The 24,426-nt window shown below is 66.6% G+C and carries 21 protein-coding genes and 2 tRNA genes; 10 read left to right on the top strand and 13 right to left on the bottom strand.

The genetic code is table 11. From position 1 onward, the window contains the following. Positions 1-2 precede the first annotated feature (2 nt). Positions 3-182 carry a DUF3553 domain-containing protein gene (locus D2T30_RS01430; RefSeq protein ID WP_128207331.1) on the bottom strand — a complete coding sequence of 60 codons (180 nt, stop codon included), beginning with the start codon at positions 180-182 and terminating at the stop codon, positions 3-5. Between the two features lie 24 nt (positions 183-206). On the opposite strand from D2T30_RS01430, the gene D2T30_RS01425 reads away from it, so the two are divergent. After that, a complete protein-coding gene (locus tag D2T30_RS01425) occupies positions 207-833 on the top strand; it encodes a histidine phosphotransferase family protein (RefSeq protein ID WP_128207330.1) in 627 nt (208 codons plus the stop codon). A gap of 4 nt (positions 834-837) precedes the next feature. On the opposite strand, the gene D2T30_RS01420 is transcribed toward D2T30_RS01425, so the two are convergent. From D2T30_RS01420 to D2T30_RS01400, 5 genes are all read right to left on the bottom strand, one after another. After that, positions 838-2,103, bottom strand: coding sequence for a glutamate-5-semialdehyde dehydrogenase (locus D2T30_RS01420; protein WP_128207329.1), 1,266 nt, complete (start codon positions 2,101-2,103; stop codon positions 838-840). Between the two features lie 102 nt (positions 2,104-2,205). After that, positions 2,206-2,282, bottom strand: a tRNA-Asp gene (locus D2T30_RS01415). Between the two features lie 29 nt (positions 2,283-2,311). Then, positions 2,312-2,388 (bottom strand) — tRNA-Asp (locus tag D2T30_RS01410). 164 nt (positions 2,389-2,552) lie between these two features. Continuing rightward, positions 2,553-3,491, bottom strand: a complete 939-nt coding sequence (locus tag D2T30_RS01405; protein ID WP_128207328.1) for a pirin family protein — start codon at positions 3,489-3,491, stop codon at positions 2,553-2,555. A gap of 175 nt (positions 3,492-3,666) precedes the next feature. Beyond that, complete coding sequence (locus D2T30_RS01400) at positions 3,667-3,855, bottom strand: hypothetical protein (RefSeq protein WP_128207327.1); 189 nt, start codon at positions 3,853-3,855, stop codon at positions 3,667-3,669. 236 nt (positions 3,856-4,091) lie between these two features. Here D2T30_RS01400 and D2T30_RS01395 point away from each other — a divergent pair, with 236 nt between their 5' ends. Then, a complete protein-coding gene (locus D2T30_RS01395; protein ID WP_128207326.1) occupies positions 4,092-5,111 on the top strand; it encodes an LLM class flavin-dependent oxidoreductase in 1,020 nt (339 codons plus the stop codon). A gap of 2 nt (positions 5,112-5,113) precedes the next feature. Here the strand turns inward: D2T30_RS01395 and D2T30_RS01390 are convergent, their stop codons facing one another. From D2T30_RS01390 to D2T30_RS01380, 3 genes are all read right to left on the bottom strand, one after another. Continuing rightward, on the bottom strand, positions 5,114-5,704 hold the full coding sequence (locus tag D2T30_RS01390) for a DNA-3-methyladenine glycosylase I (protein WP_128207325.1): 591 nt from the start codon (positions 5,702-5,704) through the stop codon (positions 5,114-5,116). A 95-nt stretch (positions 5,705-5,799) separates the two neighbouring features. After that, on the bottom strand, positions 5,800-7,191 hold the full coding sequence (locus tag D2T30_RS01385) for a GntP family permease (protein ID WP_128207324.1): 1,392 nt from the start codon (positions 7,189-7,191) through the stop codon (positions 5,800-5,802). Positions 7,192-7,592: 401 nt separating this feature from the next. Further along, the gene (locus D2T30_RS01380) at positions 7,593-8,822 is read right to left on the bottom strand and encodes an Hsp70 family protein (RefSeq protein ID WP_128207323.1); all 1,230 of its coding nucleotides are present in this window, start codon (positions 8,820-8,822) and stop codon (positions 7,593-7,595) included. A gap of 125 nt (positions 8,823-8,947) precedes the next feature. Here D2T30_RS01380 and D2T30_RS01375 point away from each other — a divergent pair, with 125 nt between their 5' ends. Further along, positions 8,948-9,781 carry a DNA alkylation repair protein gene (locus tag D2T30_RS01375; protein WP_241651160.1) on the top strand — a complete coding sequence of 278 codons (834 nt, stop codon included), beginning with the start codon at positions 8,948-8,950 and terminating at the stop codon, positions 9,779-9,781. On the opposite strand, the gene D2T30_RS01370 is transcribed toward D2T30_RS01375, so the two are convergent. Continuing rightward, positions 9,782-10,555, bottom strand: a complete 774-nt coding sequence (locus tag D2T30_RS01370; RefSeq protein WP_128207322.1) for a gamma-glutamyl-gamma-aminobutyrate hydrolase family protein — start codon at positions 10,553-10,555, stop codon at positions 9,782-9,784. A gap of 136 nt (positions 10,556-10,691) precedes the next feature. Beyond that, positions 10,692-12,848, bottom strand: a complete 2,157-nt coding sequence (locus D2T30_RS01365) for a malate synthase G (RefSeq protein ID WP_128207321.1) — start codon at positions 12,846-12,848, stop codon at positions 10,692-10,694. A gap of 140 nt (positions 12,849-12,988) precedes the next feature. Here D2T30_RS01365 and pepN point away from each other — a divergent pair, with 140 nt between their 5' ends. The 4 genes from pepN to D2T30_RS01345 all read left to right on the top strand — a co-directional run bounded on the left by pepN (position 12,989) and on the right by D2T30_RS01345 (position 18,595). Beyond that, positions 12,989-15,535, top strand: a complete 2,547-nt coding sequence (gene pepN / locus D2T30_RS01360; RefSeq protein ID WP_128207320.1) for an aminopeptidase N — start codon at positions 12,989-12,991, stop codon at positions 15,533-15,535. Positions 15,536-15,765: 230 nt separating this feature from the next. Next, positions 15,766-17,280, top strand: coding sequence for an Asp-tRNA(Asn)/Glu-tRNA(Gln) amidotransferase subunit GatB (gene gatB, locus D2T30_RS01355; RefSeq protein ID WP_128207319.1), 1,515 nt, complete (start codon positions 15,766-15,768; stop codon positions 17,278-17,280). Between the two features lie 169 nt (positions 17,281-17,449). Next, positions 17,450-17,818 carry a DUF4177 domain-containing protein gene (locus tag D2T30_RS01350; RefSeq protein WP_128207318.1) on the top strand — a complete coding sequence of 123 codons (369 nt, stop codon included), beginning with the start codon at positions 17,450-17,452 and terminating at the stop codon, positions 17,816-17,818. A 150-nt stretch (positions 17,819-17,968) separates the two neighbouring features. Next, positions 17,969-18,595 carry a J domain-containing protein gene (locus D2T30_RS01345; RefSeq protein WP_128184166.1) on the top strand — a complete coding sequence of 209 codons (627 nt, stop codon included), beginning with the start codon at positions 17,969-17,971 and terminating at the stop codon, positions 18,593-18,595. Between the two features lie 404 nt (positions 18,596-18,999). Here D2T30_RS01345 and D2T30_RS01340 read toward each other — a convergent pair whose 3' ends face one another. After that, positions 19,000-19,968, bottom strand: coding sequence for a DUF808 domain-containing protein (locus tag D2T30_RS01340; RefSeq protein WP_128207317.1), 969 nt, complete (start codon positions 19,966-19,968; stop codon positions 19,000-19,002). A gap of 164 nt (positions 19,969-20,132) precedes the next feature. Between D2T30_RS01340 and cobS the strand changes: the two genes are divergently transcribed. Next, positions 20,133-21,107, top strand: a complete 975-nt coding sequence (gene cobS, locus D2T30_RS01335; protein WP_128184162.1) for a cobaltochelatase subunit CobS — start codon at positions 20,133-20,135, stop codon at positions 21,105-21,107. Next, on the top strand, positions 21,104-21,556 hold the full coding sequence (locus D2T30_RS01330; protein WP_128207316.1) for a hypothetical protein: 453 nt from the start codon (positions 21,104-21,106) through the stop codon (positions 21,554-21,556). Before cobS ends, D2T30_RS01330 begins: the two co-directional genes overlap by 4 nt. Before the next feature lie 213 nt (positions 21,557-21,769). Here D2T30_RS01330 and D2T30_RS01325 read toward each other — a convergent pair whose 3' ends face one another. Then, the gene (locus D2T30_RS01325; RefSeq protein WP_128207315.1) at positions 21,770-22,357 is read right to left on the bottom strand and encodes an NADPH-dependent FMN reductase; all 588 of its coding nucleotides are present in this window, start codon (positions 22,355-22,357) and stop codon (positions 21,770-21,772) included. A 196-nt stretch (positions 22,358-22,553) separates the two neighbouring features. On the opposite strand from D2T30_RS01325, the gene cobT reads away from it, so the two are divergent. Continuing rightward, positions 22,554-24,425 (top strand): cobaltochelatase subunit CobT, encoded by a 1,872-nt coding sequence (cobT, locus tag D2T30_RS01320; protein WP_128184156.1) that lies wholly within the window; start codon positions 22,554-22,556, stop codon positions 24,423-24,425. Position 24,426 lies beyond the last annotated feature (1 nt).

The following is a 24,426-nucleotide window of genomic DNA, read 5'->3' as shown; positions in this document are numbered from 1 at the left end:
CGTCAATGCTGATCGGGAATAACAAGAAACAACTGGAGTCTTTTGCCGTCAATCGCCTGCTTTCCCGCGTGTTCGAAATTGACCGTGATCCGGTCGCCGATGCGCGATTGCACCTGGCCGATCCCCCATTCGGGGGCCGACGGATTTCGTACGAGCATCCCTGGTTCAAGAAATTCGTTCATACCGCCTCCTGCAAGGGGAAATACATGCCGTCCGAACCCATCACATCTCTGCCCCCCGAGCCGGATGATCTGGCCTCGCTCGTCGGATCACGGCTGTGCCATGATCTCATCAGCCCGCTGGGGGCGATCGGCAACGGGGTCGAGCTTCTGGCCATGACCATGCGCACATCCAGCGCCGAACTGCAACTGATCGCCGAAAGCGTCGCGGCGGCGAATGCGCGGGTGAAGTTCTTCCGCTTCGCCTTCGGCCGCGCCGGGGAACAGCGCGTCGGCCGGCCCGAGATGGCCGGCCTGATGAGCCAATATTCCGAGGGCAACCGCATCGCCGTGGACTGGCAGGTCGAGGAGGATCACAGCCGCGATCACATCCGGCTGGTCTGCCTTGCGGTCCTGTGCCTTGAACCCGCGATGCCACGCGGCGGCAAGATCACCGTCACCTGCGACAGCACGGCGGGCCTGCCGGTCTGGACGATCCGCGGCACCACCTTGCGCACGAAGCCCGATCCGGAGCTTTGGGCGACGCTCGACGGCCAGCCCCGCGCCCTCGCCCCGTCCGAGGTGCAGTTCGGCCTGCTCGCCCGCGACGCCCCGGCTCTGGGCCGCCGGATCCGCTGGTCGATCACGGAAGGCGAGGCGGTGATTTCCCTCTGACCCGTCAGGCGCGGCAGGTGCCGTCGCCGGTGACGAGGTATTTGAACGAGGTCAGCTGTTCCGCCCCCACCGGGCCGCGCGCATGCAGCTTGCCGGTGGCGATGCCGATTTCGGCCCCCATGCCGAATTCGCCGCCATCGGCGAACTGGGTCGAGGCATTGCGCATCAGGATCGCCGAATCGAGCCGCGCAAAGAACCGCGCCGCCGCCGCATCATCCTCGGTCAGGATCGATTCGGTGTGGCTGGACCCGTATTCGCGGATATGGGCGATGGCTCCATCCACCCCGTCAACGATCTTCGCCGCGCAGATCATGTCAAGGAACTCGCGCCCGAAATCATCCGCCGTCGCGGGGACCGTGCCCTCGACCTTCAGCAGATCACCCTCGGTCCGCACCTCGACCCCCGCCGCAACCAGATCCTCGACCAGAACCGGGCCGTGCTTTTCGTGGAAGGCACGGTCGATCAGCAGGCACTCCATCGCGCCGCAGATCCCCGTCCGCCGCGTCTTGGCGTTCAGCACGACCCTGCGCGCCTTGTCCAGATCGGCGGCACCATCCGCATAGACGTGGCAGATACCTTCGAGATGGGCAAAGACCGGCACCCGCGCCTCGGTCTGCACGAGGCCAACCAGCCCCTTGCCACCGCGCGGCACGATCACGTCGATCAGTTCGACCGCATGCAGCATGGCGGTCACCGCCGCCCGGTCGCGCGTCGGCACAAGCTGGATCGCCGCCTCGGGCAGGCCCGCGTCGCGCAGCCCCTCGACCATCGCCGCATGGATCGCGCGCGAGGAATGAAAACTTTCCGAGCCGCCGCGCAAAATCACCGCATTGCCGGATTTCAGGCACAGCGCCCCGGCATCCGCCGTGACGTTCGGGCGCGATTCGTAGATCACCCCGATCACCCCGATGGGCGTGCGCACGCGCTGGATGTGCAGGCCGGTGGGACGGTCCCATTCCTTGATGATCTCGCCCACCGGGTCGGGCTGGTCGGCGACGGCGCGCAGTCCTTTGACGATGCCCTCGATCCGGCCCTCGTCCAGCATCAGCCGGTCCATCATCGCCGGGCGGAGGCCCTTTTCGCTGCCATAGGTCATGTCCTCGCCATTCGCGGCGATGATGTCCGCGCGCCGGTCCCAGACCGCATCCGCCGCGGTCAGCAGCGCCTGCCGCTTTGCCGCCGCTGGCGCAAAGGCCAGCTCCGCGGCCGCGTCGCGCGCGGCAGCCCCCATCGTGTCGATCAGGCCCTTGGCGTCCGAGATGTCTTTCATGGCGGGCTCCCTTCCTGCGGCCGATATAGGCCATGCGCCGAAACGCGGCAAGCGCCGCCGGTCATGGGCGGCGCTAAGCGCAACTTCCGGAATGAAGGGAAATGGCGCGGTTGACGGGGCTCGAACCCGCGACCCCCGGCGTGACAGGCCGGTACTCTAACCAACTGAGCTACAACCGCGCATATCTCACGCTCGGCGATCCGGATGATGGCGCGGTTGACGGGGCTCGAACCCGCGACCCCCGGCGTGACAGGCCGGTACTCTAACCAACTGAGCTACAACCGCTCACCATCCGCCGGATCGCCGTCCGAGCGTGTCGCGGTGTTTACGCAGCCCCACGCCCCCCGTCAAGCCGCGCCGCGCGAAAACTTCGCATTTCCCCCGATTTTTTTCGGCGCGGCTGGAGGCGAGGGAATAACGACGACTTTTCAAAATGTTGCAGGCAATCCCTAGCGGTCCGGCGCGGGGATGAATTCCCTGTCGTCATCGGGCGGAAGGCGGAAACGGCCATGCATCCAGTCGCCCGCGCGCCAGGCCTCCTTCGCCGCCTCGATCCTCTCGCGCGAAGAGGCGACGAAGTTCCACCAGATGAAGCGCGGCCCTTCCAGCGTCGCGCCGCCCAGTACCACCAGCCGTGCGCCCGCCGGTCCCGCCTGCACCGCGACGCGGTCGCCGGGGCGAAAGACCAGCATCCGCCCGGCCTCATAGCTATCCCGGCCCGAGGTGACCGAGCCCGACAGGATATAGATCCCCCGGTCCTCATGCTCCTCCGGCAGCGGCAGCCAGGCACCGGGCGCAAGCTCCGCATCGGCATAGAACAGCTCGGACGGCATGGCGAGCGGCGCGCGTTCGCCCCAGGCATTGCCCAGCACTAGCCGCACCTTCTTCCCCTCGGCGTCAAGGAACGGCAGTTCCGCGGCCCCGACATGCGTGAAGCTCGCCCCGCCGTCCTCGGCATCCTTCGGCAGCGCCACCCAGGTCTGCACCCCGGCCAGCTCCTGCCCCGTGTCGCGCACCGGCCCGTCCGTCCGTTCGGAATGGGTGATGCCGTGGCCCGCGCTCATCCAGTTCACCGCGCCCGGCTCGATCCACTGGTTCGAGCCGAGGCTGTCGCGGTGATGCAGCCGCCCGCGCAGCAGATAGGTCACCGTCGCCAGCCCGATATGCGGATGCGGGCGGATGTCGATCCCCTGTCCCGTCAGGAATTCCACCGGGCCGATCTGGTCAAAGAAGATGAACGGGCCGACCATCTGGCGCTTGGCCGAGGGAAGCGCGCGGCGCACCTCGAACCCACCCAGATCGCGGGCGCGCGGCACGATGACCGTTTCGATCGAATCGACGGCGTCACCCGTCGGAATACTGTGGTCGAGAATGGGGCTCCAGCTCATGGCATGCTCCTGACTTGGGTGGCTGGCCCCTAGATAGGGCGAAACCCCCGCCCGGCGAAGCCCGAGGCCGCGCGCAGCCCCCGTGCGCAGAGGCACATCCCCTGCGGCCACGCCCACTCCCGCAAGACAACCCACACCCGGCACGTTCCAAACCGCCCAAGCGCGCTTCTGCTATTCATCTTTCCACAAATATCCCGGGGGTGAGCGCGGAACGCGCGAGGGGGCTGGCCCCCTGCACCGCCTCCACCAGCGGCTCCGATCCCCATACACGCACCTTATTCCCCGCATCCCCGGCCAGCGCCGCCTGCGTCACCACCATGGCGCAGAAAATCGCGCAAATCGTCAGCCGCACCAGAAAACGCATTCCCGTCTCCATCCCGTTCCGTTCCGGCGACAATGGAAGAGAATGGTGAACGAACCCCTAACCATCGCCGATCCCGCCCCTGCACGGTTTCTGTGCCCGCATGCACCGAACCGCCGGCCTTTTGTCCTTCGGTTCAGCGTCCCGGGCACCTATATCCCCTGCAATCGCTGATCCGGGCCGGACCCGGACGCCCTGCAATTCGCCGCGCCCCGGCGCGGCCAGATCGGAACGAGACCATGAAAAACATCGGCTTCCTGTCCTTCGGCCATTGGTCGCCCTCGCCGCAATCGGGGACGCGCTCGGCCTCGGACGCGCTTTTGCAATCCATCGACCTTGCCGTCGCAGCCGAGGAACTGGGCGCGGACGGCGCCTATTTCCGCGTCCACCATTTCGCGCGGCAGCTCGCCTCGCCCTTCCCGCTGCTGGCCGCCGTCGGCGCGCGCACGAAGAAGATCGAGATCGGCACCGCCGTCATCGACATGCGCTACGAAAACCCGCTCTACATGGCCGAGGATGCCGGGGCGGCGGACCTGATCTCGGGCGGTCGGCTGCAGCTCGGCCTCAGCCGCGGCTCGCCCGAGCAGGTGATCGACGGCTGGCGCTATTTCGGCTATGAACCGGCCGAGGGCGAAACCGACGCCGACATGGGCCGGCGCCACGCGCAGGTGCTGCTCGAAGTGCTGAAGGGCAAGGGATTCGCCGAGCCGAACCCGCGCCCGATGTTCCCGAACCCGCCGGGCAAGCTGCGCCTCGAACCCCATTCCGAGGGGCTGCGGGACCGCATCTGGTGGGGTGCCGGCTCGAACGCCACGGCGATCTGGGCGGCGCAGATGGGGATGAACCTGCAAAGTTCGACCCTGAAGGACGATGAAAACGGCAAGCCCTTCCACGTCCAGCAGGCCGAACAGATCCGCGCCTACCGCGAGGCGTGGAAAGAGGCCGGGCACAAGCGCGAGCCGCGCACCTCGGTCAGCCGCTCGATCTTCGCGCTCGTGAACGATACCGACCGGATGTATTTCGGCGCCGAGGCCAATGACCGCGATCAGGTCGGCTTCATCGACAAGACCCGCTCGATCTTCGGGCGCGGCTATGCGGCGGAGCCCGACAGGCTGATCGAACAGCTGAAACAGGACGAAGGCATCGCCGAGGCGGATACCCTGCTCCTGACCGTGCCGAACCAGCTGGGCGTCGATTACAACGCCCATGTGATCGAGACGATCCTGAAAGAGGTGGCCCCGGCCCTTGGCTGGCGCTGACCTCAGGCGGGCCGGGTGAAACCGGCCCGCTTCGCCGCGACCTCGTCGCGGATGGCGCAGCCCTCGGCGTGATCGTTCACCAGCCCCATCGCCTGCATGAAGGCATAGGCCGTGGTCGGCCCGACGAATTTCCAGCCGCGCTTGCGCAATTCCTTCGACAATGCCTGGGATTCCGGCGAGGTGGCGCGCACCCCCGCGGGCGCCGCCTCGTAGCGCCAGAAGAAGGCTGCCAGCGATCCCTCCGCCGCGACCATCTCGCAGGCGCGGCGGGCGTTGTTGATCGTCGCCTCGATCTTGGCGCGGTGGCGCACGATGCCCGCGTCCTGCAACAGCCGCGCCACATCCGCCTCGTCGAATTCCGCGACCTTGCGGAAATCGAACCCGGCGAAGGCCGCGCGGAAATTCTCGCGCTTTTCCAGAATGGTGCGCCAGCTCAGCCCGGACTGGAACCCTTCGAGGCAGATCTTCTCGAACAGGCGCCGATCGTCATCGACGGGAAATCCCCATTCGTGATCGTGATAGGCGGTATAGGCGGGCGTCGCGGCGCACCAGCCGCAACGCGGGCGCCCGTCCGGGCCGGAAAACGTCGTCATGCGGTCCACTCCTTGCGTCGTGGCAGCTTAGGATATCCCGGCGGATGAGGCAAACAAAACAGGAACGCCGCCCCGAAGGGCGGCGTTCCCGCCCGTCAGACGATGCCGGTCAGGTAATAGACGCCGATCACCATGAAGGCCGCGAAGGTCTTGATGCAGGTCATCGCGAAGATCCCGCCATAGGCCTGCCGGTGGGTCAGCCCGGTCACCGCCAGCAGCGTGATCACCGCGCCATTGTGCGGCAGCGTGTCCATGCCCCCCGAGGCCATCGAGGCCACGCGGTGCAGCACCTCCATCGGGATCCCCGCCGCATTCGCCGTGGCGATGAACTGATCCGCCAGCGCGCCGAGCGCGATCGACAGCCCGCCCGAGGCGGACCCCGTGATCCCCGCCAGCAGGTTGATCGTCACCGCCTCGTTGATCAGCGGGTTGGGGATTGCCGCCAGCCCCTGCTTGATCAGCAGGAACCCCGGCAGCGCCGCGATGATCGCCCCGAACCCGTATTCCGAGGCGGTGTTCATCGTGGCGAGCATCGCGCCCCCCGCCGCCTGCTTGGTGCCTTCGGAAAACTCCGCCACCACCGTCTTCCAGGCGAAGGCCAGCACGAACAGGATCCCCGCCAGCAGCGCGATCAGCACCGACCAGATCCCCACCAGCGCGGTGATCTGCACCTCGATCGGCTGCGCAAGTCCGACCAGCTCCAGCGTGAAGCTGCTGCCATACCATTTCGGGATCATGTGGGTCATGACGAAATTGACCACGCCCACCAGCACCAGCGGCGCGATGGCGATGACCGGATGGACAAGGCCGATCCCCTCGGGCGTGGCGGGTTCGTTCTTCAGGTTCGTGCCATAGCCCTCGCCCGCCGCACGCGCCTGTCGCCGCCGCCATTCCAGATAGCTCAGCCCGACCACGAAAATGAACACCGCCCCGATCAGGCCAAGCCACGGCGCGGCCCAGCCGGTCGTGCCGAAAAACGCCGTCGGGATGATGTTCTGGATCTGTGGCGTGCCCGGCATCGCATCCATGGTGAAGGTGAAGGCGCCAAGCGCGATCGTCCCCGGCATCAGCCGCTTGGGAATGTCCGACTGGCGGAACATCTCGGCCGCGAAAGGATAGACCGCGAACACCACGACGAAGAGCGACACACCGCCATAGGTCAGAAGCGCGCAGACCAGCACGATCACGAGGATCGCCCTTTCCCGTCCGACGAGGTTGATGACCGCGGCCACGATCGCGCGCGAAAAGCCGGACAGTTCGATCACCTTGCCGAAGATCGCGCCCAGCAGGAACACCGGGAAGTAGTTCTTGATGAAGCCCACCATCTTGTCCATGAACAGCCCCGAAAAGGCGGGCGCCACGGCGGCGGGATCGGTCAGCAGCACCGCAAGCAGGGCGAAGACCGGCGCGAAAATGATGACGCTGTAGCCGCGATAGGCCATCAGCATCAAACCCCCAAGGGCGAAGAGAGCAATCAGGATGCTCATGCGGTGACACTCCTCTGTCATCTGTCCCGGCATCGCAGGAAAGCCGCCCGGCGGGTGCGGGCAGCCGATCCTCGATGCCATGTTCGTGCGACAAGACCCCGGGCGTTTTCTTCAACGGCCTGTCGGGGCCTGTTCCTCCTCGTCACGGGGCGAGCCGCGACCGCTCATCTGTGGCAAACCGCCGCAGAAGACACAACCATAACGTGACGTTGAAACCGGCCGGATGAAACGCCCCAAAGGCGCGCCGCGCCCTCCCCGCGATCCGGCCATACTGCCTTCATTCTTCCATAAATATCCCGGGGGTGAGCCCGGAACGGGCGAGGGGGCTGGCCCCCTTCTGCCCCGTTTTCCGCAGTCCCAACGCCCGCCTGACGCGAACTTTCCCGTATCGTGGAAAGCCCTCAGGCGGTGGCGAGGGCGAGCCCGTCGACCACGGCGGTGAAGGCCTCGGCGCGGCTCTGCTCCGCCTGCGGGCAGACCACCGCCGCCGCGGCGCCCACCATGGACATCAGGCTCGACCCGCCGACCAGCACGACCGATCCGATCTCCCCTGCGCCGGTGCCGGCAAGGCGCAGCGTTTCCACCATCGCCTCTTCCAGCCGCGCGCGGAACCCGGCGAGCGAGGCATCCAGCGAGGCGGGCGACACCGGCGCGGCCAGACCGCGCTCGATGAAGCCCATCTCGATCCGCGCGCCGTAATCGCCCGAATTGGCCGCGATCTTGCCCTTCTCGACCGCGAAGGCGAGGCTGTGGCCCAGTTCCTCCTCGATCACCGTGGCAAGGCGGGCGATCTTGCCCGGCTCCACCGCGTGCTTTTGCATGTCGGCCACCAGACGGCGCGATTCCGGCGTGTAGACGAAGGGGATCTTCGCCCATGTCGCAAGCTCCAGATAGATCGCATTCGGCACCGGCAGCAGCCCGTTGCCAAAAGTGCGGCGCAGCGACCCGCCATAGCCCAAAAGCGGCATCGCATGATCCATCGACACCGACTGGTCGAAATCCGTGCCGCCAAGCCGCAGCCCGTGGCTTGCCAGAATGCGGACCTTGCCATTCTCCACCCGGAACACCGAGAAGTCCGAGGTGCCGCCGCCGATATCCACGATCAGCCCCAGCTTCGCCGGGGCCTGCGCGGCCAGCGCCGCCGCTTCGGGCTCGAACAGGAAATCGACCGTCTCGAACCCGGCGGCAAGGTAGCAGGCGCGCAGGTCCGCCTCGGCCTTCGCGTCGCGCTCCGGATCGGCGGAATGGAAATGCACCGGGCGGCCCGACAGCGCATGGCGGAACACGGCGCCCGCCTGCGCCCCCGCGCGTTCGCGCAGGGTCACGAGGAAGGCGGTGACGACCTCCGCCAATGTCCGCCGCTTGCCGCCGATCAGCCGGCTTTCGTGGAACAGCGAAGTGCCGAGGATGCTTTTCAATGCGCGCATGAAGCGCCCCTCCTCCCCCCCGATCAGCGCAGCGACCGCATCGGCGCCGATCAGCATCGGGCCGCGGTCGGCCGGGAAGAAGACGGCGGTGGGCACGGTATCCGACCCCGGCGCCAGTTGCAGCCGGCGGACCCGCCCGTTCTCGAGCACGGCAGCCGCGCTGTTCGAGGTGCCGAAGTCGATCGCAAGGGTCTGGGCTGTCATGCGGGGATCCTCCTGTGCCGGGGGTGGCGGGCTATCCGGTTCCGCCGCCGGGCGCAAGCGGAATGACCGCTGGCAAGCGGGGCCTTCGGCGGCTATCTGTCGGGGGAACAGCGAGGGATGCAGATTTGGCCCGCAACAGCAAAGTGATCCGCGCCGATGCGGACAACCGCCCGATGACCGAGGAAGAGGCCCGCCTTGCCGAAGAGGCGCGCGCCTATGCCGCCTCGGACGCGGATTACCAACAATATGAGGAAACGGCGGAGACCGAAGACCTCGGCCCCGCGCCGACGGTGGGTGAGGCGATCGCGTTGCTCGAAGCCTCGGGCGATGCGGAACGGGCGACGCAGGCGGCGGAGTATCACAAGACCGCGCGGCGCTATCTGGGCGTCGCGGCGCCGCTGATCGAGGATCAGGTGCGGCTCTGGCGGGCGCAGGCCACGGCGGAGGAACGGCTCGCGCTGGCACGCGGGCTCTGGGACAGCGACATCCATGAGGCGAAGATCGCGGCGGCGAAGCTGATGACGCAGGCGCGGATACGGCCCGACGATGCGGCCTGGGATCTGATCCGCGGCTGGGTCGGCGATCTGGACACATGGGCGATCGCCGATGCGGTCTCGGCCGCGGCGGCGCGGCGGGTGACGGCGGATCTGGCGCGGCTGGACGGGATCGCGGGCTGGCTGGCGTCCGACAACCTCTGGACCCGGCGGACGACGCTGACGGCCACCCTGCCCCTGACCCGCGCCCGTCATCCCGACGCGCAGGAAAGCGCCGCGCGCGACCGCATTCTGGACTGGTGCGCGACGCTGGCCCCGGACCGCAACTGGTTCATCCAGAAGGCCATCGCCGACTGGCTGTCGGCACTGGCGAAGCGCGACCCGGAAAGCGTGCGCCGCTGGCTTGTGGAATATGGCGAAGACCTCAAATCCTTCGCGCGCAAGGACGTGACCCGCAAGCTTTGATCAGGCGACGCGGGCCGAGGGGCATTTGCGCGCGACCCAGGCCCGCGCCGCATCGCCGAACGCGGTGAACAACGGGCGGGATACGGGGTCCGAATCGGCATTCCATTCCGGGTGCCATTGCACGGCCATGGTGAAGCCCGGCGCGTCCTTCACATAGATCGCCTCGGGCGTGCCGTCGGGGGCGGTGCCCTCGATGACGACGCGCGCGCCCGGCCGGTGAATCCCCTGCCCGTGCAGGGTGTTGGTCATCACCTCGTCGGCGCCGAACAGCCGCGCGAACTGCCCGCCCGGCGTCAGGGTCACCTTGTGGCGCAGGGCAAAGACCTCTTCCATCGTGCCGTCGGGCGGCATCCGGTGGTTCATCCGGCCCGGCAGCTCGCGGATCTCGGGGTGGAGCGAGCCGCCCATCGCCACGTTCACCTCCTGAAAGCCGCGGCAGATGCCCAAGAAAGGCTGCCCGCGTTCCACGCAGGCGCGCACCAGCGGAAGGGTGATCGCATCCCGCGCCCGGTCAAAGGTGCCGTAGATGGGGCTTTCTTCCTCGCCATATTCCGATGGATGGACGTTCGGCCGCCCGCCGGTCAGCAGGAAGCCGTCGCAGACATCCAGCAATTCGCCGATGGACATGTAATCCGGATCGGCGGGGATCAGCATCGGAATGCAATCCGCCACATGCGCGACCGCGCAGGAATTCATCTGCCCGCCTTCATGCACGGGATAGCGGTTGTTGATCAGCCCGCGATTGCCGATGATACCGATAACAGGTCTTGCCATGATGCCGTCCTTTCGCCGCCAACCTAATCGGCGAAAGCGGCGAGGAAAAGGCCAGCGAAAGCGCAAAGGCTGTGCATTTCGGCATATGCCGAAAATACGGGCGGCGGCGGGGATCCGCCGCCCCTTGCGGATGCGTTCACGCCTGCGCCTTCACCTGCTGGCGGCGGGCATGGAGCACGGGTTCGGTATAGCCCGAGGGCTGCACCCGGCCGAGGAACACGAGGTCGCAGGCCGCCTGAAAGGCCAGCCCCTCGAAATCCGGCGCCATCGGGTGATAGGCGGGATCGCCCGCGTTCTGCCGGTCGACGACGGCGGCCATCTTGCGCAGGGCCTCCATCACCCGCCCCTCGCTGACCACGCCGTGATGCAGCCAGTTCGCCAGCGCCTGACTGGAAATCCGGCAGGTGGCGCGATCCTCCATCAGCGCGACATCGTGGATATCGGGCACCTTGGAACAGCCGACGCCCTGATCGACCCAGCGGACGACATAGCCAAGGATGCCCTGCGCGTTGTTCTCGATCTCGGCGGTGATGTCGGCGTCGGCATAGTTGCGCCCCGAGGCCAGCGGGATGGTCAGCAGATCGTCGAGCCGCGCCGGACGGTGCCGGGTGGCGATCTCCTGCTGGCGGGCCTTGACGTCGACCTGATGGTAATGCGTCGCATGCAGCGTCGCGGCGGTGGGGCTGGGCACCCAGGCGCAATTCGCCCCGGCCAGCGGATGGCCGACCTTCTGCGCCAGCATGTCGGCCATGCGGTCGGGCATCGCCCACATTCCCTTGCCGATCTGCGCCTTGCCCGCCAGCCCGCAGGCAAGCCCGATATCGACGTTGCGATCCTCATAGGCCTGAATCCAGGGCTGCGATTTCATCTCGCCCTTGCGCAGCATCGGCCCGGCCTCCATCGAGGTGTGGATCTCGTCCCCCGTCCGGTCGAGGAAGCCGGTGTTGATGAACGCCACCCGGTGCTTCGCCGCGCGGATACATTCCTTCAGATTGACCGAGGTGCGGCGTTCCTCGTCCATGATGCCAAGCTTGACGGTATAGCGCGGAAGGCCCAGCACATCCTCCACCCGGCCAAAGATCTCGTCGGCGAAGGCGACTTCCTGCGGCCCGTGCATCTTGGGCTTCACCACATAGACCGAGCCGGTGACCGAATTGCGCGGCCCTTCGGTTTTCTGCAGATCGTGAATCGCGCAGAGCGTGGTGACCATCGCATCCATCAGGCCCTCGTAGACCTCTTCCCCGTCGCGGGTCAGGATGGCGGGATTGGTCATCAGATGGCCGACATTGCGCACCAGCATCAGCGCCCGGCCCTTGAGCGTGACCTCGCCGCCTTCAGGCGCGGTGAAGGTCAGGTCCGGGGCGAGGCTGCGGGTGAAGGTCCTGCCGTTCTTGGCGACCTCCTCGACCAGATCGCCCTTCATCAGGCCGAGCCAGTTTTCATAGGCCAGGACCTTGTCGGGCGCATCGACGGCGGCGACGGAATCCTCGCAGTCCATGATCGAGGAAATCGCCGATTCCAGCCGCATATCGGCGATATGGGCGGGATCGTCGCGGCCGATCGGATGTTCAGGATTCACCTCGACAATGACATGCAGGTCATTGTGTTTCAAAACGATTTCCGTCGGCGCATCCGCCGGGCCGGCATAGCCCACGAACGCCGCCGGGTCCATCAGCCCGGTTTCCTCCGAGGTCTCGGCGAACAATCCGCCGTCCTGCACCCAGAGCCGCGTGACATCCTTCCACGATCCGGCGACCAAGGGCGCCGCGCCGTCAAGGAACTCCTTCGCCCAGGCGATCACCCGCGCCCCGCGCGCCGGATCGTAGCCCTTGCCCTGCGGCAGATCGCCAAGCGCATCCGTGCCGTAAAGCGCATCGTAAAGGCTGCCCCACCGCGCATTGGCGGCATTCAGCGCATAGCGCGCGTTCATGATCGGCACCACAAGCTGCGGCCCGCAGACGGTGGCGAATTCCGGGTCGGTGCGCGGCGTCTCGATGGTGAAATCGGGGCCTTCGGGGACGATATAGCCGATCTCTTCCAGAAAGGCGCGGTAGGCGGTGGCGTCATGCCCCTCGCCCCGGTGTTCCAGATGCCAGGCGTCGATCCGCGCCTGTATCGCCTCGCGCCGCGCCAGAAAATCGCGGTTCTTCGGGCCAAGATCATGCAGGAGCGTCGAAAACCCCGCCCAGAAGGCCGCCGGATCGACGCCCGTCCCGGGCAGCGCCTGCGCCTCGATGAAGTCGGCAAGCTCCGCCGCCACCTGCAACCCTTCGCGTTCCACCCGTGCGGTCATCGGACCCTCCTTTTCCGTTTGGGGGAGTTTCGGCACGAAGCGCGCGGCTGTCCAGCCGAAATCCCGCTGCGTTCCCTCACATCACCTTGCCCCCGCCCGGACAGATGCCTAGCTTGAGCGCAACCGAAAGGCAGGTTTTCATGGACGGCACCACGTATCTTTCCGACTATCGCCCCTATCCCTTCACGCTCGATCACGTCTCGCTGACCTTCCGCCTTGCGCCCAAGGCGACGCGGGTGAAGGCTGCGTTGTCGCTCGCCCCGCGCGAGGAAGGCGCCCCCCTGCATCTGGACGGCGAGGAGCTGAAACTGATCTCGCTGGCCATCGACGGGCAGGCGCTGAAACCCGCCGACTACCTGCTGACCGAGGCCGGGCTGACGATCCATCCCGCCGCGCTGCCCGAAGGCGCCTTCACCCTCGAAACCGAGGTCGAGATCGCGCCCGAGGACAACACCGCCCTTGAGGGGCTCTACATGTCGAAAGGCATGTATTGCACGCAATGCGAGGCGGAAGGCTTTCGCAAGATTACCTTTTATCCCGACCGCCCCGATGTGATGGCGCGCTTCCACGTGCGGATCGAGGGGGATCAGCCCGTGCTCCTGTCGAACGGCAATCCCGTGGGCCATGGCCCCGGCTGGGCCGAATGGGACGATCCCTGGCCGAAGCCCGCCTATCTCTTTGCGCTCGTCGCCGGAGAGCTGGTCGCGACGCATGGCACCTTCACCACGATGTCGGGCAAGACCGTCGATCTGAACATCTGGGTGCGCCCGGGCGACGAGGACCGCACCGCCTTCGCGCTCGGCGCGCTCGCCCGCGCGATGAAATGGGACGAGGAAGCCTATGGCCGGGAATACGACCTGAGCCTCTTCAACCTCGTCGCGGTCGATGATTTCAACATGGGCGCGATGGAGAACAAGGGGCTGAACATCTTCAACTCCAAGCTCGTCCTCGCCTCGCCGGAAACCGCCACCGATCTGGATTACGAGCGGATCGAGGGGGTGATCGGCCACGAGTACTTCCACAACTGGACCGGCGACCGGATCACCTGCCGCGACTGGTTCCAGCTCTGCCTGAAAGAGGGGCTGACCGTCTTCCGCGACCAGAGCTTCACCTCGGACATGCGGCTCGGCCCGGTCAAGCGGATCGAGGATGTGATCACGCTTCGTGGGCGGCAGTTCCGCGAGGATGCAGGCCCGCTTTCCCATCCGCCGCGCCCCGACCATTACCGCGAGATCAACAACTTCTACACCGCCACCGTCTACGAAAAGGGCGCCGAGGTGGTGGGGATGCTGAAAACCCTTGTCGGGCCGGAAGGCTATCGCAAGGCGCTCGATCTCTATTTCGAGCGCCACGACGGGCAGGCCTGCACGATCGAGGACTGGATCAAGGTGTTCGAGGACAGCTCGGGCCGCGACCTGAGCCAGTTCAAGCACTGGTATACCGATGCCGGAACCCCGCGCCTGAAAGTCACGGATGACTTCAAGGACGGCACCTATACACTGGAATTCACGCAGGAAACCCGGCCCACGCCCGGCCAGCCGGAAAAACCCGCGCGGCATATCCCGATCGCCGTCGGGCTTCTGTCGCCGAACGGTGACGAGGTGGTGCCCACGACCGTTCTGGAAATGACCGGCGACCGGCAGAGCTTCACCTTCACCGGGCTTGGCGCGAAGCCGGTGCCGTCGATCCTGCGGGGCTTTTCCGCGCCCGTGGTGCTGGAGCGCCAGACCTCGGCCGAGGAACAGGCCTTCCTGCTGGCGAACGACACCGATCCGTTCAACCGCTGGGAAGCCGGGCGCAACCTCGCCCGCGCGACGCTGACGGCGATGACCGTCGGCGCGGAACCCGATCCCGCCTATGTCGAGGCGCTCGGCGCGCTGATCGGCGACGAAAGCCTGTCGCCCGCCTTCCGCGCGCTGATCCTGCGCCTGCCCGGCGAGGATGAGATCGCCCAGAGCCTGTTCACCGCGGGCCAGACCGTCGATCCGGATGCGATCCACCGCGCCCGCCGCGCGCTGATGGCGGCGCTGGCCGAACGGCATGAAACCGCGCTCGCGCATCTCTTTGATGCCAGCGCCGTCCCCGGCCCCTACAAGCCCGATGCGGCCTCGGCCGGATTGCGGTCGCTGCGGCTCGCCTGCCTGTCGCTGCTGTCGCTGCGCGACGACGCGGCGCGGGCGCGCGCGCTCTATGCCTCGGCCGGCAACATGACCGAAAGCCTCGGCGCGCTCGGCATTCTGGTGACCGCGGGCAAGGCCGAAACCGAACTCGCCGCCTTCCGCAAGCGGTGGCAGGGGAACCCGCTGGTGATGGACAAATGGTTCGTCACGCAGCTTTCGCTCTGCCCACCGGACGAGGCCCCGGACCTCGCCGCCCGGCTCGCCTCGGATCCGCTGTTCGACTGGCGCAACCCGAACCGCTTCCGCTCGGTCCTCGGCGGGCTGTCGGCGAACCACGCGGGCTTCCACCGCAAGGACGGCGCGGGCTACCGTTTCTATGCCGACTGGCTGATCCGGCTCGACCCGCTGAACCCGCAGACCGCGGCGCGGATGTCCACGGCCTTCGAGACATGGGCGCGCTACGACAAAGCCCGGCAGGAGAAGATGCGGGCGGAGCTTGCGCGCATCGCCGCGCAGCCGAGCCTCAGCCGCGATCTGGGCGAGATGACCGCACGGCTTCTGGGCTGAACCGTCGCAGGGGGCGCTGCCCCCGCCCGTTCCGGGCTCCCCCGGGATATTTTTGGAAAAACGACGGCAGAAGCGCATGGCTTTCGTGTTTCCATAAATATCCCGGGGGTGAGGCCGAAGGCCGAGGGGGCAGCGCCCCCTGCGCGCTCTCCGCGGGGATGACGCCTCGGAACTTGCCCCGGTCGCCGTGCTGTCCTAGAAGGCGGAAGGACCTGAAACGGATGCGGACCATGCTTGACCTCAGCTACAAGACCCCCGAACCGAAAGTCATCGCCGGTGCCAAACACGATTGGGAACTGGTGATCGGGATGGAGGTCCATGCGCAGGTCAGCTCGAACGCCAAGCTGTTCTCCGGCGCCTCGACCGGCTTCGGGGCGGAGCCGAACAGCCATGTGGCCTTCGTCGATGCGGCGATGCCGGGGATGCTGCCGGTCATCAACGAATTCTGCGTCGCGCAGGCGGTGCGCACCGGGCTTGGCCTGAAGGCGGCGATCAACCTGCGTTCGGCCTTCGACCGCAAGAACTATTTCTATCCGGACCTGCCGCAGGGCTACCAGATCAGCCAGCTCTACCACCCGATCGTGGGCGAAGGCGAGATCCTTGTCGACATGGGGCCGGGCGTCGCGCGCAAGGTGCGTATCGAGCGGATCCATCTGGAACAGGATGCCGGCAAGTCGATCCACGACATGGATCCGAACATGTCCTTCGTCGATCTCAACCGCACCGGCGTGGCGCTGATGGAAATCGTCTCGCGCCCCGATATCCGCGGCCCCGAGGAGGCGGCCGCCTATGTCGTCAAGCTGCGCCAGATCCTGCGCTATCTGGGCACCTGCGACGGCAACATGCAGAACGGCAACCTGCGCGCCGATGTGAACGTCTCGGTCTGCCGCCCCGGCCAGTATGAGAAATATCAGGAAACGCAGGATTTCGGCCATCTCGGCACGCGCTGCGAGCTGAAGAACATGAACTCCATGCGCTTCATCCAGGCCGCAATCGACTACGAGGCGCGCCGCCAGATCGCCATTCTGGAAGACGGCGGCAAGGTGGTGCAGGAAACCCGCCTGTATGATCCGGACAAGAACGAGACGCGCTCGATGCGCTCGAAGGAAGAGGCGCACGATTACCGCTACTTCCCCTGCCCGGACCTCCTGCCGCTGGAAATCGAGCAGGGCTGGGTCGACGACATCGCCGCGACCATGCCCGAACTGCCGGACGCCAAGAAGCACCGCTTCGTCACCGATCTGGGCCTGAGCGAATACGACGCTTCGGTGCTGACGGCCGAGGTCGAGAACGCCGATTACTTCGAGGCGGTCGTGACCGCCTGCGAAGACGGCAAGCTCGCCGCGAACTGGGTCATCAACGAGCTGTTCGGCCGACTGAAGAAGGACGGCGCCGAGATCGGCGACAGCCCCGTCAGCCCCGTGCAGCTGGGCGGCATCATCCGGCTGATCAAGTCGGGCGACATTTCGGGCAAGATCGCCAAGGACCTGTTCGAGATCGTCTATACCGAAGGCGGCGATCCGGCTCAGATCGTGGACGCGCGCGGGATGAAGCAGGTCACCGACCTCGGCGCGATCGAAAAGGCGGTGGACGAGATCATCGCCGCAAACCCCGCGCAGGTGGAAAAGGCCAAGGCCAATCCGAAGCTCGCCGGCTGGTTCGTGGGTCAGGTGATGAAGGCCTCGGGCGGCAAGGCGAACCCGGCGGCGGTGAATGAACTGGTGGCGAAGAAGCTCGGCCTCTGACCCCCGAAAGCCCCGCGGAACGCGGGGCTTGTTTTTTCCCGCATCGCCCCCATCTCGGTCTCTCCATCGTTTATTGACGCGCATGACGGGAAGGCCTAGAGCGGCGCAGTTCCACCGGCCAGATGCCCGGCCCCAGATGCACGGCCGCAATGCCAGACGAGGTTCAGCAATGCAGTCCTACGAATACAATGTGATTCCCGCTCCCTCGCGCGGCGAAAAGGAACGCGGCCTGAAGACCGGGGCCGAACGCTTCGCCCATGCGCTGACGCAGGTGATGAATGAAATGGCCCGCGACGGCTGGGAATACTGGCGCGCCGATACCCTGCCCGCCGAGGAACGTACCGGCCTGACGTCGAAAACGACCGTCTTCCACAATCTGCTGGTGTTCCGCCGTCCGGTTCAGGGGGGCGGCGCCCCGCAGGCCATTGCCGCGATTTCGGCCCCCACGCAGGAACAGCCGCGCAGCGGCCACCTGTCGGCCTTCGCCCCCGAGGGCAGGGCACCGCGCCTTGGCCCGGCGGAAGAGGCCGAGGCCTGACATCCGCGGCATCCGGGGGCTTTTGACCTTACAAGTCCCGCCATTTCCCCTAAACTGCCTCGCCCGAGTCGGACGCCCCGCGCCCCGGCTCCGGCGCCGCTTCCGCCCCGGAACCGGCCTGAGGAATGACGACCAGAACACGAGGTAAGGATGAGCACGGGCGATCCCTTCGGCTTCAACATCTCGGCAGCCGCCGACAAGAAGCGGCGCACCAAAGGCAGGCGCGGCATGTCCGGCGCTTTCGAGACCTCGACCCGGAAGTGCGACCATGAAGGCTGCAACGAACCCGGTCAGTATCGCGCGCCGAAAAGCCCCAAGGTGCTCGACGACTACTACTGGTTCTGCAAGGAACATATCCGCGAATACAATCTGAACTGGAACTATTTCCAAGGTCAGTCGGAAGAGGAATTCCAGCGCTTCCTCGACAATGCGACGGTCTGGGAACGGCCGACCAAGCCCTTTGGCCACAAGACGAAAGAGGAAATGGGCTGGGCGCGGCACGGGATCACCGATCCCCATGAAATGCTCGGCGCCAATGCGACGCAGAACCCGGGGCGCACTACGGTCGGACGCAAGCTGCCTCCGACGGAACGCCGCGCGCTCGACATCCTCGACGCCCGCGACACGATGAGCAAGACCGAGATCCGCGCCCAGTACAAGGCGCTGATCAAGGTGCTGCACCCCGACATGAACGGCGGCGACCGCTCGCAGGAGGAAATGCTGCAGGAGGTCGTCTGGGCCTGGGACCAGATCAAGGACAGCCGGAACTTCCGGTAGCTGCGCGATAGCCGGGGGCGCCGTCCCCGTCCGTTCCGGCATTCGGCGCGGCCTTCTTCCATGAAAGGCCACCTTATCGACGAAGCGGCCTTTGGCCTGCAGGCCGCCTGATCCGCATTCGACGGGGCGTCCTTCCACTGGAAGGCCACCTGATCCGCATTCGGCGGGGCATCCTTCCACTGGAAGGCCGCCTGATCCGCCTCATCCGGGGATATTCATGGAAGACGATAGCGGAGGGGCGCGACCCGAAACTCCGGCTACCGGACAGCCATCTGATCCGGGGTATCGAATAGTCCGGGCGCCGTGCTTCCTTACCAGTCCCTTGCCCGTCGTTTTTCCATAAATATCCCGGGGGTGAATTGGCCGAAGGCCAAGAGGGGGCTGGCCCCCTGCCCCCCTTGCCGTCAGCCGGCCACCGGGTCCTTGCGGAACAAACCGATCACCGGCCCGACGATCCATTTCGCCACGGGAATCATCAGCGCCCCATACACCACGCCGAAGATGCCGTCGCAGAGCGCCGTCACCCCCCAACTCACAGCACCCTGAAAATCCGCGGGCATCCGGTGGGCGAGGGTTTCGGCCAGATAATGGATCGCCTCGTAGGGCACGGCCCAGAAGGTTTCGGCCGCGCCATGCAGCACGATGCTGCCGCCCACCCAGAGCATCGCCGCCGTGCCGACGATCATCAGCGCCTTCATGAAGCCCGGCATCACCCGCACCAGCCCGCGGCCAAAGGCCCGCGTCGCCCCGGCCCGTCCCTCGCGGGCAAGCCACAGCCCGATGTCGTCCGCCTTCACGATCAGCGCCACACCGCCATAGACGGCGATGGTGATGCCGATGCCGACGATCGCCAGAACCAGCGCCTCCATCCAGATCGGCTGGCCCTGCGGCAATGCGGCCAGCGCGATGGTCATGATCTCGGCCGATAGGATGAAATCGGTCTTGACCGCGCCGGCGACCTTGGACTGCTCCAGCTCGGTCGGATCGCCCTTGGCATCCACATCCTCATGCGCCTCGCCGGGCCAGAGCGCGTGGAAGACCTTTTCCGCCCCCTCGAAACACAGGTAGCTGCCGCCCAGCATCAGGAGCGGCGTGATCGCCCATGGCGCGAAGGACGACAGCAGCAACGCCAGCGGCAGCAGGATGACCAGCTTGTTGCGGATCGAGCCGAGCGCGATCTTGCCGACGATCGGCAGTTCCCGCGCGGCGGCGAAGCCCTGCACGTATTTCGGCGTCACCGCCGCGTCGTCGATGACTGCGCCCGCGGCCTTCGCCCCGGCCTTCGCGGCCTGCCCCGCGACATCGTCGACCGAAGCCGCCGCGATCTTGGCGATCCCCGCCACGTCATCCAGCAATGCGAGCAAACCGCTCATTCCGCCCCCTGTTCTTCCCGCCCCGATCCGCAATCTAGGGGCGGAGTGCCGCGCCGGCAATGCGGCCCGCGCAAGCGTCGCCCCTTGCACGCGGGCGCAGTTTGTTCCACAACACCAAGGGAAATCCGGCGCGACAGCGGCGCCAGCGGAAGGAAGGCCCGGACATGCTCGACATCACTGCGAAACCCACCGAAGAAATCGATGTGCGCGAAGTCTTCGGCATCGACAGCGACATGAAGGTCAAGGGCTTCGCCGAACGCACGGAACGGGTGCCCGAACTCGACGCGACCTACAAGTTCGACCGGGACACCACGCTCGCCATCCTTGCGGGCTTTGCCTACAATCGCCGCGTCATGATCCAGGGCTATCACGGCACCGGGAAATCCACGCATATCGAACAGGTCGCGGCGCGGCTGAACTGGCCCACCGTGCGGGTCAACCTCGACAGCCACGTGTCGCGGATCGACCTGATCGGCAAGGACGCGATCAAGCTGGTCGACGGCAAGCAGGTGACGGTGTTCCAGGAAGGCATCCTGCCTTGGGCGCTGCGCAACCCCGCCGCGATCATCTTCGACGAATATGACGCGGGCCGCGCCGATGTGATGTTCGTGATCCAGCGTGTTCTGGAGGCGGACGGCAAGCTGACGCTGCTCGACCAGAACGAGGTCATCACCCCGAATCCCTATTTCCGCCTGTTCGCCACGGCGAATACCGTGGGTCTGGGCGACACGACCGGGCTCTATCACGGCACGCAGCAGATCAACCAGGGCCAGATGGACCGCTGGTCGCTGGTGGCGACGCTGAACTACCTGAACCATGACGCCGAGGTGGCGATCGTCCTGTCAAAGGCGCCCACCTACAACACCGAGGAAGGCCGCAAGACCATCAACCGCATGGTCCATGTCGCCGCGCTGACCCGGCAGGCCTTCATGAACGGCGACCTGTCCACCGTGATGTCGCCGCGCACCGTCATCGCCTGGGCGCAGAACGCGACGATCTTCCGCTCGGTCGGCTATGCCTTCCGGCTGACATTCCTGAACAAATGCGACGAACTCGAACGCCCGATCGTGGCCGAGTTCTATCAGCGCCTGTTCGATGAGGAACTGCCCGAATCCGCGGCGGTCGTCTCGCCGAAATGAGCCTTGGGCGTGCGGTCCTGACCGCGCTGACACTGGCGCTGGCCGGGACCGGCCCCGGGGTGGCTCAGACGCCGACCCCGGCCCCGCAGGCCCCTGCGCCCGCCGGGGAAGAGGACGAAGACACCGCCCAGATCTACGCCTATTGCGCCGCGATGTTCGGCACCCTGCGCAAGGAACAGCCGGCGATGGTGGCGGGGATTTCCCCCACCGTCGATCAGGCCCTGCGGGCCGAGGCCGAAAAGCGCGTGCCGCAATGGCAGATGGGGCTGGCCCTACGCAAGGCGCAGATGAGCGGCGCGGGCGATGCGCGCCAGCTTGTCGGCAAGCGCGCCCTGTTGGACCGGATGAAGCCCGAGAAGGACAGCCGCGACGTGGCTGTCGCCTTCGCCCGCTGCTGGGAGCTGATCCAGCCGTGGATGCGTCCGGGGACGGGACGCAAAACGGGCTGATCCTAGCGGGCGGTTCAGGACCGGGATCGCGCGACATGCGGATGGGGAGAAAGGGGGCGCTGCCCCCTCGGCGCAAGCGCCTCACCCCCGGGATATTTATGGAAACACGAAAGCAGCAGATCGCGCCGGGTGGTTTCCGTGATGTGCAACGGTCAGCGGCACCGGCGTGGGAATGCCATGTTCCGTGGACGTAGCGCCCGGAGGGAGGCCGGTTCAGGCGCGGGCGGCCTTGGTCGCGCGCCCCCACCAGGCGATGTCCTCCAGCAGGGCCTTGGCCGAGCCTTCCAGATGGGACGCGATTTCCGACATCTCGCCGTTCTGCCCAAGCGGCGAGATGGCCATGAAATCGCCGCCGCCGATATGCACCGCGTTGCGCACCGGCACCATCTGCAATTCGACGGCGATCAGGCGCAGATGCTCGATCGCGCGGGCCGCGCCGACACCGCCATAGCCCACCGCGCCCATCGGCTTGTGCGCCCATTCGACATAGGCCTGATCCAGCGCGTTCTTCAGCGCCCCGGGGATCGAATGGTTGTATTCCGCCGTGACGAAGATGTAGCCGTCGAACTCGGCGATCTTCTTTTGCCAGGCGACCGCCTCGGGCGATTGCGAGGGCACCCAGGCGTTCGATGCCGTCTCGTTGAAGAACGGCAGGTCGAAGTCGCGCAGGTCGAGCACCTCGAACGTCAGGTCCGGCCGTTCGGTGGCGGCGAAATCGGCGAACCATTGCGCCGGCTTGTCGGCCAGCCGCGTGTCGCGGGTCGAGCTGATGATGATGGCGATTTTCAGTGGGTCGGTCATGTCCGTCTCCTGTTCCGTTGGGTCCTGTGCGGGGGCTCCGACAGGTTAGCCGCACAACGCGCGGTGCAGGGATTTGTTTCGGTGCAACCGCGCACGGACCCCCTGCGCGACGGAACATCCCCGCCGCGATCACCTGTCGCGGATCACCGTGCCAATCCTCTTGCCGAAGGGCCTTTGGGGTGATTTACCAGAAGCCATGAAAAAGCCCGTCGACAATCCCGCCGATCCTTTCAAACGTGCCCTCGCCGAGGCCACGAAGACGCTTGCCGCCGATCCAGATCTGACGGTGACCTATTCGGTGGATCCCTCGGGCGTTTCGGGCGAGACGATGCGCCTGCCGCAGGTCAGCCGCCGCATGACCCGCGAGGAGGTGCTGCTCGCCCGTGGCACGGCGGATGCGCTGGCGCTGCACCAGCGCCACCACGATGCCGCCGTCGGCTCGCGCTACCTGCCGCAGGGCGACATGGCGAAATCGCTCTACGAGGCGATGGAGACGGCGCGGTGCGAGGCGCTTGGCGCGCGCGACATGCCGGGCACGCTGACCAATATCGACGCGAAGATCGCCTGGGACGCCGACCGGCGCGGCTACGGCCAGATCCGGTCGCAGGATCAGGCGCCGCTGGCCGTGGCGGCGGGCTATCTGGTGCGGGAACTGGCGACGGGGCGCAAGCTGCCGCCCGCGGCGGAAAACGTGCTGGACCTGTGGCGGCCGTTCCTCGACCAGTCGGCGGGGGGCGAGCTTGGGCGGATCAACGAATTGCTGGCCGACCAGACCGCCTTCGCCAAGCTGGCGCGCAAGGTGATCTCGGATCTCGGCTATGGCGACCAGCTGGGCGAGGATCCGGACACGCCGAACGAGGATGAGGCCGACGACCAGCAGGACGCCGAGAACGATCCCGAAAGCTCGCAAGACCAGGACATGGACGACAGCGAGGAGGATGACGGCGAGTCGCAATCCGAACGCGCGCAGGAGGAACAGCAGGATCAGGCCACCGCCACCGCGACGACCGAGGAGATCTCGGACGATCAGGACGGCGAAGAGGTCGAGATGCCGCAGTCCGACGCGCCGCCCGAGCCGCAGCCCGCGCCGCCCGCCTCGCAGGCCGATCCGAACTACAAGATCTACACCACCGAATTCGACGAGGAGATCCGGGCCGAGGATCTGGCCGAGCCGGTCGAGCTGGAACGGTTGCGCGCCTATCTGGACCAGCAGCTCGAACCGCTGAAGGGCGCGGTGAGCCGGCTGGCGAACAAGCTGCAACGGCGTCTGCAGGCGCAGCAGAACCGCAGCTGGGAATTCGACCGCGAGGAAGGCACGCTCGACGCCGGGCGGCTGGCGCGCGTCGTGGCGAACCCGACCACGCCCCTGTCGTTCAAGGTCGAGAAGGACACCGAATTCCGCGACACGGTGGTGACGCTGCTGCTGGACAATTCCGGCTCGATGCGCGGACGGCCGATTTCCATCGCGGCGATCTGCGCCGATGTGCTGGCACGGACGCTGGAACGCTGCTCGGTCAAGGTGGAGATCCTCGGCTTCACCACCCGCGCCTGGAAGGGCGGCCAGTCGCGCGAAAAATGGCTGGCGGCGGGGCGGCCCGCCCTGCCCGGCCGGCTGAACGACCTGCGCCACATCATTTACAAGCAGGCCGACGCGCCCTGGCGGCGCGCGCGGGCGAACCTTGGCCTGATGATGAAGGAAGGCCTGCTGAAGGAGAACATCGACGGCGAGGCGCTGGAATGGGCGCATCGGCGGATGATCGGGCGCGCCGAATCGCGCAAGATCCTGATGGTGATTTCCGACGGCGCGCCGGTCGATGATTCGACGCTGAGCGTCAATCCGGCGAATTTCCTTGAAAAACACCTGCGCGACGTGATCGCCATGGTGGAACGGCGCAAGGCGGTGGAGCTGATCGCCATCGGCATCGGCCATGACGTGACGCGCTACTATCAGCGCGCGGTGACGATCACCGATGTGGAACAGCTGGCCGGCGCGATGACCGAACAGCTGGCCGCGCTGTTCGAGGCCGATCCGCGCGCCCGCGCCCGCGCCATGGGCGGCCGGCGATAGC

It is taken from the genome of Paenirhodobacter populi, assembly GCF_004022215.1.
Taxonomy (GTDB): domain Bacteria; phylum Pseudomonadota; class Alphaproteobacteria; order Rhodobacterales; family Rhodobacteraceae; genus Rhodobacter; species Rhodobacter populi.
Note: the sequence above shows the minus strand (reverse complement) of the source record. Positions and strands in the feature narration are given on the sequence as shown.